General features: G+C 66.3%; 7 protein-coding genes. 2 read left to right on the top strand and 5 right to left on the bottom strand.

Features of this window, described 5'->3' with window-relative positions; translation table 11 throughout:
* Window positions 1-206 precede the first annotated feature (206 nt).
* Window positions 207-785: a nuclear transport factor 2 family protein gene (locus AC1RM6_RS07280; protein ID WP_493099648.1), complete on the top strand. Its 579-nt coding sequence runs from the start codon at window positions 207-209 to the stop codon at window positions 783-785.
* Between the two features lie 293 nt (window positions 786-1,078).
* On the opposite strand, the gene AC1RM6_RS07275 is transcribed toward AC1RM6_RS07280, so the two are convergent.
* Window positions 1,079-1,897 (bottom strand): shikimate 5-dehydrogenase, encoded by an 819-nt coding sequence (locus AC1RM6_RS07275; protein WP_493099646.1) that lies wholly within the window; start codon window positions 1,895-1,897, stop codon window positions 1,079-1,081.
* Window positions 1,898-2,179: 282 nt separating this feature from the next.
* Here AC1RM6_RS07275 and AC1RM6_RS07270 point away from each other — a divergent pair, with 282 nt between their 5' ends.
* Window positions 2,180-4,216 carry an amidohydrolase family protein gene (locus tag AC1RM6_RS07270; RefSeq protein ID WP_493099644.1) on the top strand — a complete coding sequence of 679 codons (2,037 nt, stop codon included), beginning with the start codon at window positions 2,180-2,182 and terminating at the stop codon, window positions 4,214-4,216.
* Window positions 4,217-4,351: 135 nt separating this feature from the next.
* On the opposite strand, the gene AC1RM6_RS07265 is transcribed toward AC1RM6_RS07270, so the two are convergent.
* The 4 genes from AC1RM6_RS07265 to AC1RM6_RS07250 form a co-directional block, all read right to left on the bottom strand.
* Window positions 4,352-7,159, bottom strand: a complete 2,808-nt coding sequence (locus AC1RM6_RS07265) for a M57 family metalloprotease (protein ID WP_493099642.1) — start codon at window positions 7,157-7,159, stop codon at window positions 4,352-4,354.
* Between the two features lie 157 nt (window positions 7,160-7,316).
* The gene (locus AC1RM6_RS07260) at window positions 7,317-7,505 is read right to left on the bottom strand and encodes a hypothetical protein (protein ID WP_493099641.1); all 189 of its coding nucleotides are present in this window, start codon (window positions 7,503-7,505) and stop codon (window positions 7,317-7,319) included.
* Window positions 7,502-8,668 carry a PepSY-associated TM helix domain-containing protein gene (locus AC1RM6_RS07255; protein ID WP_493099639.1) on the bottom strand — a complete coding sequence of 389 codons (1,167 nt, stop codon included), beginning with the start codon at window positions 8,666-8,668 and terminating at the stop codon, window positions 7,502-7,504. Before AC1RM6_RS07255 ends, AC1RM6_RS07260 begins: the two co-directional genes overlap by 4 nt.
* A gap of 159 nt (window positions 8,669-8,827) precedes the next feature.
* Window positions 8,828-11,002 (bottom strand): TonB-dependent siderophore receptor, encoded by a 2,175-nt coding sequence (locus AC1RM6_RS07250; RefSeq protein ID WP_493099637.1) that lies wholly within the window; start codon window positions 11,000-11,002, stop codon window positions 8,828-8,830.
* Window positions 11,003-11,331: the final 329 nt, after the last annotated feature.

Raw genomic sequence — 11,331 nt, 5'->3', positions numbered from 1 at the left:
CCAGCAGACGCGAACGACAGCCTTTGGGCGTAACAATTAAAGCGGGTCGTTCTTGTCGCTAATAGCAGAAGAAGCGAGCCAACGAGGGGCTTCGGATTTCCGTGGACTGGCCCACGACGATACTGCCCGCATAGCCAAAACGGAGGGCCGCTTTCAGGAGGCTCGGACCAATCGTCTCATGCCCGACATCTGGCGGCCAGCCGCCGATGCCGACAATCTCGCTCGTGGCGATTTCGGCCAAGCAATTCCGCATTGCTCAAGTTTCCCCCGCATGCGCTGTCGGCTATCACAGCCCAGACATTTTGGGGGAGCGCCTGATGATCCTACACCTCGCCATCGCGGCCACGCTGAGCACGGCCACCGCCTCGGCTCCCCCGCCGGGCCTGAGCGCGCCGCCCGCACCCACGAACGCCCCGCCCCCCGCGCCGCCGGGTAGCCCGGCCGGCATCGTCGACGGGCAGATCGCGGCCTATAACAGCGGCGACGTGGAGACGTTCGCCGCCTTCTATGCCGACGACGTCGAATTCTTCGATCTCGGTCCAGGCAACCCGACGACGATGCGGGGCAAGGACGCGCTCATCAAGCAATACAGGCCGATATTGGAAAGGCGCCATCCCCGCGCTCGGCTGATCAGCCGCATGGTCGACGGGCGCTTCGTGGTCGACAAGGAACAGATCGTCGCGGGCGACAACAACAATAGCGGGGTGGCGATCTACGAGATCGTCGACGGCAAGATCGCGCGCGTGTGGTTCACGCCGGCGGTGCTCCGGTTGCGGCCGAAATGACGGGCGCGTCGGGTGCTGGTCCGGTGGCAACGACACCGCGTTGACCGGGCGACCAGCGCTCCGCTATTTCTTCCAGCGATATCCGAAGGCTTGGCGGCGGGGCAAAATCCGCCGTCCCAGCAAACGCTCCAGGGTGTGCGACGAACAGTTCCATAGCGCGGAAGCCCCCTCCACCATCCTTCGGCCACGGCTGCTGCGCAGCCGGCTTCGCGCTTTCGCCATGCCCCCGGCATGGTGACGCCCTACGCCCCCCTCCCCACGCTTCGCGTAGGGAGGATCTAAGGCGCCCACGCTTACCCCCGCGCGAAATCGGCAGCCGCCGCGATCTGGGCATCGGTCGGGCGCTGGCCAGTGTAGAGGATGAACTGTTCGAGCGCCTGGCGCAGCGCGACCTCGGCGCCGGTGATCCGCCTTTTGCCCTGGTCCGCCGCGGCGCGCAGGAAGGGGGTTTCGACCGGCAGCGCGACGAGGTCGAACGCCACCTCACACGCCGCGATCCGGTCGATCGGGAAGGCGAGCGCGTCGGCGTCGGGGCCGGTCATGCCGACCGGGGTGACGTTGACGAGGATCGGCGCGGCGAGATCGGCGAGGTCGGGCGCCCAGCGATAGCCATAGGTGTCGGCGAGCGCGCGGCCCGCCGACTCATTGCGCGCAACGACCGTGCCCTGGGCGAAGCCGGCGTCGCGGAAGGCGGCGGCGACCGCCTTGGCCATGCCGCCGCTGCCGCGCAGCAGCAGCGGCAAGGCGCGGTCGAGGGCATATTCGTCGAGCAGGTCGCGGACCGCGCTGTAATCGGTGTTGAAGCCCGTCAGCACGCCGTCGTCGTTGACGATGGTGTTGACCGAATCGATCGCCGCCGCCGATCCCTGCAGCCCATCGAGCAGCGGGATCACCGCCTCCTTATACGGCATCGACACCGCGCAGCCGCGGATGCCGAGCGCGCGGATGCCGCCGATCGCCGCGGGCAGATCGGTGGTGGTGAAGGCCTTGTAGACATAATCGAGGCCCATCGCCTCGTAGAGATGGTTGTGGAAGCGCGAGCCGAAGGTGCCCGGCCGCGCGGCGAGCGACATGCACAGGCGGGTGTCGCGGCCGATCGTGGTCTTGGTCATGGCGTCGGTCCTTCCGTGGCGGGGTGGGGCTGCAATCCTCCCTACGCGAAGCGTGGGGAGGGGGACCGCCCGTAGGGCGGTGGAGGGGTCATGCGCAACACCACCGAAATCCCGCGGATCAAAGTCGGAGAACCCCTCCACCAGCTTCGCTGGTCCCCCTCCCCACGCTTCGCGTAGGGAGGATCTAACGACATCGCCGTGGCGCGGGATAGCTTGCGGGGGAGGATGGCGCCAGCACGGGCGGCTCTTTCCATCCTGCCCGGGCTGTGATCTATCGCCTCCATGAAACAGCTTATCGCGCTGGCCCTCGGGGCCTCCCTCGCCGCCCTGTCCGCCACCGCCGCCCGGGCGGAGGTGGAGACGTTCACCGTCATCTTCGGCGGCAAGGCTGTCGGGCATCTCAACGCCGATACCAGCGGCACCCACACCAATATCGATTTCGACTACAAGAATAACGGCCGCGGGCCGACGATGAAGGAGGGGATCGACGTCGATGCGGCGGGGCTGCCGGTCAAATGGACGATCAGCGGCGCGACCACCTTCGGCAGCAAGGTCAGCGAGAGTTTTACCCGGAGCGGCAAGAAGGCGAGCTGGGTCGATTCGACCGGCGCGGGCAAGGCGAGCGTCAAGGAGCCGAGCATCTATGTCGCGCAGAGCGGCAGCCCCTGGTCGATCGGGCTCTATGCGCGCGCGCTGCTCAAGGATGGCGACCATGCGATGCCGGCGCTGCCCGGCGGCACGCTGAAGCTGACCAAGGGCGATGCGCTGACGGTCGAGGGCAAGCCGGGGCCGGTCGCGGTCACCGCCTATACGCTGGGCGGGATCGAGACCCAGCCCGACACGATCCTGCTCGACGGCGCGAACCAGCTGTTCGCCTATGTCACCCCCGACTTCATCATCGTCCGCGCGGGCTATGAGGGCGAGGAGGTCCGGCTGCGCGGGCTGGCCGAGAAATGGTCGACCGACCGCTATGTCGCGATCCAGAAGGCGGTGGCGCATGATTACGGCGCGCCGGTGCGGATCCGCAACGTCCGCATCTTCGATCCGAAGACCGGCAGCCTGACCGCGCCGATGGCGGTGCTGGTCAACGGCCGGGAGATCGCCGCGGTCGAGCCCAATGACAGCCCGGCGACCCCGGGCGAGGTCAGCATCGACGGCGCCGGCGGCACGCTGGTGGCGGGGATGACCGAAATGCACGGGCATCTCGGCCAGGACAGCGCGATGCTCAACCTGATCGCCGGCATCACCACGGTGCGCGACATGGGCAACGACAATGCGGTGCTCGACACGCTGATCCAGCGGATGGACGCCGGGGTGATCGGCGGGCCGCGGGTGGTGCGCAGCGGCTTCCTGGAGGGCAAGTCGCCGTTCAACGCGAACAACGGCATCCTGGTGAACAGCGAGGCCGAGGCGGTCGACGCGGTGCGCTGGTACGGGGCGCGCGGCTATTGGCAGATCAAGGTCTATAACAGCATGAACCCGGCCTGGGTGCCCGCGGTCGTCAAGGAGGCGCACCGGCTGGGGATGCGGGTGGCGGGGCATGTCCCCGCCTTCGCCACCGCCGACCAGATGATCACCGCCGGCTATGACGAGATGACCCATATCAACCAGTTCATGCTGGGCTGGGTGATCAAGCCGACCGAGGACACCCGCACGCTGTTCCGGCTGACCGCGCTCAAGCGGCTGCCCGCGCTCGACCTCAATTCGGCGCCGGTTCAGCACACGATCCAGATGATGGTCGACGGCCACAAGGCGATCGACCCGACCGTCGGCATCCACGAGAATCTGCTGCTCAACCGCGACGGCCAGATCCCGGCGGGGGCGGTCGATTATATCGACCATATGCCGATCGGCGAGCAGCGGAGCATGCGCAAGGCGTGGATCGACACATCGGCGCCGGGCGACGACGCCGCCTATCGCGGCGCCTATCAGCAGATCCTCAAGACGGTGCGGATGCTCCACGATCGCGGGGTGTTCATCGTCCCCGGCACCGACACCGGCGGCGCGCTGACCTATCATCGCGAGCTCGAGCTCTACACCCAGATCGGTTTCACCAATGCCGAGGTGCTGACCCGCGCGACCTATGACATGGCGAAATATCTGGGCCGCGACCAAAGGCTGGGGTCGATCGAGAAGGGCAAGCTCGCCGACTTCTTCCTGATCCCGGGCGATCCGACCAAGGACATCAAGGCGATCAAATCGATCGCGATGGTGGTGAAGGACGGCACCTTCTATTATCCGAGCGAGGTCTATCCGAATTTCGGGATCAGGCCGTTTGCCGATGCCCCGAAGGTGAAGCTGCCGAAGAAAGAGGACTAATCCCCTCCCTTTTGGAGCTGGCGGATTCACTTATCGGGTCGAGCCCTGCACGACCCCCGAACGGCGATATCGCCGCGATGGGCCACTTCTCCATCGAGGATGGGTGAATCCGTCGGCCCCGCAAGGGAGGGTCCGTCAGTAGAGGAAATAGTCCTGGAGGATCGTGCTGTGGTTGGCGGCGTATAATATGACATGCTGCGACCAGGGCTGGCTGTTGGCCTGATCGAGGTCGATGATCGCGCGGGTGCCGTCGTCCCGGTTGATGTCGTAGAAATCAATGCGGCCCTGGGTGTCGTAATAGGTCAGCTGCGACGTGAAGGGCTGGTTGCCCGCCTGGTCGAAGTCGACGATCGTGCGCGTGCCGTTGTCGTTCCTGATATCGTAGAGATCCACGCGCCCGGCCGTGTCGAAATAGATGAGCTGGTTCACCCAGGGCTGGGTGCCGGCCTGATCGGCATCGACGATGACGCGGGTGCCGTCGTCATTGTTGACGTCGTAGAAATCGACCCGACCCTGTCGGTCATAATATGTGAGCTGCGATCTCCATGGCTGGCTGCCGGCCTGGTCCAGGTCGACGATCACCCGGCTGCCGTCGTCGTTGTTGATGTCGTAGAAATCGATCCGCCCGCGCGTGTCATAATAGGTGAACTGCGACGTGAAGGCCTGGTTGCCGGCCTGATCGAGATCGACGATCGTGCGGGTGCCGTCGTCCTTGTTGACGTCGTAGAAGTCGATGCGGCCCTGGGCGTCGTAATAGGTCAGCTGCGACGTATAGCTCTGGCTGTTGCCCAAGTCGAAATCGACGACGATCCGGCTGTTGTCGTCGTTGACCATCGTCTGCTGGAGGAGCAGCCAGCCGGGGGTATAGATGTTCCTGATGCTCGCCCAGGCATGGCCGCCCGGATCGGTGCGGTTCTGCTCGATGGCCTCGAAGCCGTGCGCCGTGGGGTCGAAGCCCGTCGGAAGCACATCGCCATTGACCACCAGCGTGTCGGTTCCGGCGCCGCCGATGACATTGGCCGCCGTGTCGGCCGCATCATAGACGATGCGGTCGTTGCCCGCGCCGCCGTCGAGACGGTCGTTGCCCGTCCCGCCATCCAGCGTGTCGTTGCCGTCGCCGCCATCGAGATAGTCGTCGCCGGCCAGGCCGTTCAATATGTCGGCGCCGCCCAGGCCCTTGAGGAAATCGCTGTTGCCCTGCCCGTTCAGCGTATCGGCGGAGGCATTGCCCGCCAGGTACACGCCCACCGTCTGGCGCACCACGTCGCCGAGCGCGATCGCGCCGCTGACGTAGATCTGGAGATTGCCGTCGAGCCCGACCCCCTGGAGATAGGAGCCCGATCCGCCCGCGCTGGTCAGCGCCAGGTTCCACACCGGCATCGCCGACAGATCGACGATATCGACGCCGGTCTGGAACCCGCCGATCGAATCGGGCGCCGACGATGTCGAATCGGCGATGCTGGTATAGATGAAACGATCGACGCCGCTGCCGCCGCTCAGATAGTCCTGCCCCAACCCGCCGGTGAGGCTGTTCGCGCCGGCGCCTGCGAAGATCGAATCGTTGCCGGCCGAACCAACGATCCGGTCGTTGCCGTCGCCGCCCTGGAAACTGATGCTTTCGAAGCCCGAAATCTGCGCGCCCGACGCCAGCAGCCCCGCATAGGAGAAGACCAGCGGGGTGGCGTCATAATGGACGAACGACAGCGTATCGGTTCCCGCACCGCCCCTTGCCACCAGCCCCGCGAGATTGTGCGACGCCGCCGTCGAAACATTGATCGAGACGGTGTCATTGCCCTCGCCGCCGTCGAGCAGCAGGACCGAGGACGACGAGGTCGCGGTCGCATAGAGATAATCATTGCCGCCCATGCCCAGCAGCTGGTCGTCGCCGGTTCCCCCGGACAGCGTCTCGCCGAGCGCGGAGCCGGTCAGCCGATCGGCATTGTTCGTGCCGTTGACGTAGATCTGCTCGACATTGGTGATCGATACCCCGCCACCCGACAGCGACAGGATCAACGGCTGGTTGTAATTGGCATAGCTGATATTGAGGCTGTCCTGCCCGTCGCCACCGTCGACGGTGAACGGCGTGCCCGACGAATCCACGGTCAGCTGGAAGCGATCGGCGCCCGCGCCGCCCGCGAACGACGCCGCGCCATAGCCGGCCACCACCACGGCATCGATCCTGTCGTCGCCGTCGCCGCCGTTGATGCTGTCGCCGCCCGATCCCCCGTAGATCTCGTCATTGCCGCCGCCGCCCATGATGATGTCGCGGCTCGCCACCCCGGCGATGACGTCGCCGGCGGCGCTCCCCGTCTGGGTCAGGGTTTCGGTCGCCGCGTTCCAGCTCCAGCCCGCCACCTGGGTGCCGTCATTGCCATTGGTGCCGTACAGATAGCGGATCGCATCGATATCGAGCGTCCCCAGCACGTCGCCGGGCCCCGAATAGGTGTAGCTCATCACCGTCTGGGTGAAGTTGTCGAGCGACGGGTCGAGCGTGATGTCGCCGTCGAACGAATGTTTCAGGCCCAGCGCATGCCCGATCTCGTGCAGCAGCACATGGGTGTTGGCCGCATAGGCCGATTGCAGGAAGACGTCGCTGTTGACCCCGTAGCGCGCGTTGGGCGATCCGAAATAGGCAAAGCCGGCGGCGCCGCCATTGCCCAGCTTGGCGAGATCATACACGCCGAAGTTGATGTCCCCGACCGATTGGGTGACCTCGAACAGGGTCAGGCCGGAAATCGAGGCCCAGGCATTGATCGCATCGCGGACGGCCTGTTTCTCGGTGTCGGACAGCGGCCTGAAACTGGCCAGCGCGTCGGCCGAATAGAGCGTCGCGAGATAGGCCGGCGGCGTCGACGCAAAGGAATAGGTGTAGAAGGCGCCCTTGCCGGCCGTGCTGGAAATCGCCGATGAAAGCAGCGCCGTATAATCGCTCACCACGGTCATGAATACGCCCCCGATCAACGGTGCCGGATGGCCGACCGCCGACTCGCGCAGCTTAGCTTTCGGCCGGTCCGCGGCAAGGCCCGTCTGTCGATGATAGGCGATATTCTGCGCTTTTTCGGCGGATCGAGCGCGAATTCGCCGACATCGTCGCGATCGGTCAGCGCATACGCCAGCGGCCGATCGCGATCGCGGCCAGCGGCGCCGCCAGCCCCGACCACGCCACCACATCCAGCACCCCGTCGCCGAGCAGCCCCGCGATCAGGCCGGCCAGTGTCAGCAGCGCGATCGCCGCCGGGATCGCGAAGGTCCGCAGCAGCGCATGGCGCGGGCGGTGGTGGCGGCTCATGCCGCCCGCCCGCGTGTCGCAGGATTTGCCGCGTGACCGCGTGCCACAGGATTTGCCGCGTGACCGCGGCCGGGCATCGCGCCCTTCCGGCCGAGCCAGAGATAGAGGCCGCTGCCGAGCACGACGATCGTCGCGAGGTCGAGCAGCGCCCACAGCAGCTTCATCGGCAGCCCGCCATAATCGCCGAAATGGAGCGGCTGCGACAGGAGCAGCGCCTGCATGTACCAGGGCATCGGCCGGATGTCGGACAGGGCGCCGGTGCGGGCGTCGACCAGCGCCGGGGTCAGCAGCTTCTTCGTCGCCGGGGTCGCGCCCTGGAGGAAGACGCCATAATGGTGGCGGCTCGAATAGGCCGTACCGGGGAAGGCGACGAACTGGACGCGCATGCCGGGCGCCGCCGCGGTCGCGACATCGACCGCCGCGGCGATCGAGCCCAGCCGGGCGGGCAGGCCCTGGCCGGCATAGGGCGCCGACATCGCCGCGAGCTGGTCGGCCTTCCACAAATCGGTGATCGGCTGGACCAGGGTGTTGATGGTGCCGGTGAGCCCGACGACGACCGCCCAGGCGAGGGTGACGATGCCGAGCAGATTATGCCGGTCGATCCACGCCACCCGCGGCCCGCGGGTGCGGCGGACGGTGCCGAAGGCGAGCCGCTTCATGAACGGGGCGTAGAGCACGACCCCCGAGACGATCGCGGCGACGAAGAACAGCCCCATCGCGCCGAGGAAATACATGCCCCAGGCGCCGGCGAGCATGTCCTTGTGGAGCTGGAGGATGACGTCCATCACCCCGCCGCCCGCCGCGATCGGCAGGATCGCGCCGGTGCGGCGGTCGAGCGACTGGAAATGCATCGCGGCCTCGGCGGCGTCGGGGGTCGGCCCGGTGGTGACGTTGACCACCGGCCGGTCCTCGTCGAAGCTCATATAGAGGCCGACCTCGCCCGGGTAGCGCGCGAGCGCGCGGGCGAGCAGGTCGTCGAGCGGCAGCGAGGGGGTGCCGGCGGGCAGCGTCGCGAGCCGCACCGGCGGCCTGGTCGCGGCGTCGATCTCGTCATGGAAGATCAGCGGCAGCCCAGTCAGGCAGAGCATCAGCAGGAAGGCGGTGCAGACGAGGCTGGTCCATGTGTGGATCAAGGACCAGGTCCGGATCGTGCGCGCCTTCATGAGGAACCGTGCTCCAGGCCATACCGGCCTGCAAACGGCACCTTTCTGCGCTGCCGGTGCTCACGTACTTTCAAGTACGCTGCGCGCCGGTTCTCGAAAGATACCATTTTCGGCTCGGTCTGACCTGAATCACGATCCCTCATGGAGTCATCATAGCGATCAGAACTTCTTCGTCACCGTGGCGGTGACCTGGCGGCTGGCGCCGAAGAAGCAGCTCGTCGGGCCGGTGCAGCGGCCGGCATAGCGTTTGTCGAAGATGTTGCTGCCGTTGATCCCGAACCGCCAGCCGGGGATGTCGTAATGCAGCGTCGCGTCGAACAGGGTCGTGGTCGGGCTGTAATAGAGCAGCTGGTTCGCGGCGGTCTGGATCACCCCCGGGCTGCTGGTCAGGTAGCGGACGCCGGCGCCGCCGCCGAAGCCGGCGAACAGCCCCTGGTCATGGGTATAGTCGACGAACAGGGTCGCCTTGTGGCGCGGGGTCGCCGGGACACGCGAGCCGATCTGGGCCGCGACCGAGCTGTCGGTGAACTTGGCGTCGGTGTAGGTGTAGGACGCGTTGATGCTGAGCTGTTCGCGGATGCGGGTGACCAGTTCGAGCTCGGCGCCCTTCGCGGTGACCTCGCCGGCCTGGACCTTGAAGAACAGGTGCGCCGGATCGTCGGTCGACACGTTCGACTGGCGGATGCGGTAGACCGCGGCGGTCGCGAACAGCTTGATGTCGTCGCCGAGGCCGCGCGCGTCATATTTGACGCCGCCTTCCCACTGCTTGCCGCTGCTGGGGGAGAATTGCGCGCCGCCGAAGGTCGAGCCGACGACCGGCTGGAACGAGGTCGAATAGCTGACATAGGGGGCGATCCCCATCTCGCTGACATAGGTCGCGCCCGCCCGCCAGCTGAACTTGTCCTGCTTGGTGTCGACCGCGGTGGCGCCGGCATAGTTGGTGGTCTTCGTCCAGTCCTGCCGTCCCGACAGGGTCAGGATGACGTCGCCGAACCGGGCCTGGTCCTGGACATAGAGCCCCGACTGCTTGAGGCGCTGGTCGGTGAACGGGGTGAAGCTGGGCACCGCGATCGGGGTGGTGCTGTAGACCGGGTTGAACAGGTCGATGCTGGTCGCGGCACCGAAGGCGAAGGCCGATGCCTCGCGATAGTTGCGATAGTCGAAGCCGACCAGGATGCGGTGCTCGATCGCGCCGGTGGCGAGGTCGATATCGAAGCGGTTGTCGGCCGCGAACTGCTGGACGTCGTCCTTGAACGGGAAGTTGCTGCGGCCGACGGTGCGGTTGTCGGCGCCGATGCTCGAAGCGTAGATGATCTGCTGATATTCGCTGTAATCGTCCCAGCGGACATTCTGGGTGAAGCGGACCGCGCCCGAGAAACGGTGGCTGAGCTCATAGCCGGCGGCCCATTGGCGGCGGCGGTAGAAATTATAGTCGGGCTCGCCGAGGTTGATGCTGCGCGAGACCTTGCCGACCGGATTGTCGAACAGCACGCCGGCCGCGGGCAGGAAGCCGTTGGTATCGCCTTCGACCCGGTCCCACTGATAATGGCCGAGCGCGGTGATCTTGGTGTCCGGGCCGATCTCATAGGTGATCGCTGGCGCGACATATGCACGCTTGACGGTGACATAGTCGGTCTGGATGTCGTTGTCGCGGTACAGGCCGGTCAGGCGTGCGCTCAGCCCATCGGCGAGTTCGCCGGTGACGGTGCCGGCGATCCGCTTATAGTCGTTGGTGCCATACATCGCCTGCACCTCGCCGCCGGTCCGGGCCGACGGACGGCGGCTGGTGAGATTGTAGATGCCGCCCGGGGGGGTGGTGCCGTAAAGCACCGCGGCCGGCCCCTTGAGGACGTCGACCGCGTCGAAGCCGTAGAGATCGATGCCGACGTTCGAGATGGTCGAGCTGACCGGCGCCTGCAGGCCGTCGATATATTGGACCGGGATGAAGCCGCGCAGGGTGAGGAAGTCGTAGCGCTGATCGGGGCCGTAATTCTCGCCGACGATGCCGGCGGTGTAGCGCACCGCCTGCTGGACGTCGGTGAAGTTGAGCAGGTCGATCTGGTCGCGCGAGATCACCGATACCGACTGCGGGGTCTCGATCAGCGGCGCGGTGGTCTTGCTCGCGGTGATCGCGCCCAGCGGCACGAAGCGGGGCGCGGTGACGATGATGATGCCGTCATCCTGCCGGGTGGTCTGGACGCCCTCGGCATCGCCGGTCGCATCGGCCGGCGCAGCCTGCGCGGTCTGCGCCTGGACGGCGACGGGGACGAGCATCGTCGCCCCGGTCAGCAGGACGGCCAGGTGGCGAAAACGATTGCGGTAGGGAGCGGACATGGAAAGGCCTCGTCGATTTGATCGGTCCCAGATGCGAACCGTTCTCGAAAGGGCCGTTGCCGCAAATGAGAGTCATGTTCAATAACTCTGGCAGGCGGCGGTGATTTTTTCAGATATGTTGCAGCGGTGGCACAGTGGGGTGCGGGGAGTAGGCTTCACGCATCGATTGAGCCTAGCCAATCCTCCCTGAAGCGCAGCTTTGGGGAGGGGGACCAGCAAAGCTGGTGGAGGGGTCCTCGCCGCATACGCAGCGTTTGTGGCGAGCACCCCTCCACCGCCCTGCGGCCACGGCTGCTGCGCAGCCGGCTCCGCGCTTTCACCATGCCCCC

The sequence above is a fragment of the Rhizorhabdus sp. GW822-FHT03C02 genome, assembly GCF_058801765.1.
The sequence above is the reverse complement of the archived record's forward strand: the minus strand, read 5'-3'. Positions and strand labels throughout refer to the sequence as shown.

Excerpts from the sequence above, each read along its gene's own strand:
- AC1RM6_RS07280 (WP_493099648.1), top strand. The coding sequence starts at position 207 with ATGCCGACAATCTCGCTCGTGGCGATTTCGGCCAAGCAATTCCGCATT.
- AC1RM6_RS07275 (WP_493099646.1), bottom strand. The coding sequence starts at position 1,897 with ATGACCAAGACCACGATCGGCCGCGACACCCGCCTGTGCATGTCGCTC.
- AC1RM6_RS07270 (WP_493099644.1), top strand. The coding sequence starts at position 2,180 with ATGAAACAGCTTATCGCGCTGGCCCTCGGGGCCTCCCTCGCCGCCCTG.
- AC1RM6_RS07265 (WP_493099642.1), bottom strand. The coding sequence starts at position 7,159 with ATGACCGTGGTGAGCGATTATACGGCGCTGCTTTCATCGGCGATTTCC.
- AC1RM6_RS07260 (WP_493099641.1), bottom strand. The coding sequence starts at position 7,505 with ATGAGCCGCCACCACCGCCCGCGCCATGCGCTGCTGCGGACCTTCGCG.
- AC1RM6_RS07255 (WP_493099639.1), bottom strand. The coding sequence starts at position 8,668 with ATGAAGGCGCGCACGATCCGGACCTGGTCCTTGATCCACACATGGACC.
- AC1RM6_RS07250 (WP_493099637.1), bottom strand. The coding sequence starts at position 11,002 with ATGTCCGCTCCCTACCGCAATCGTTTTCGCCACCTGGCCGTCCTGCTG.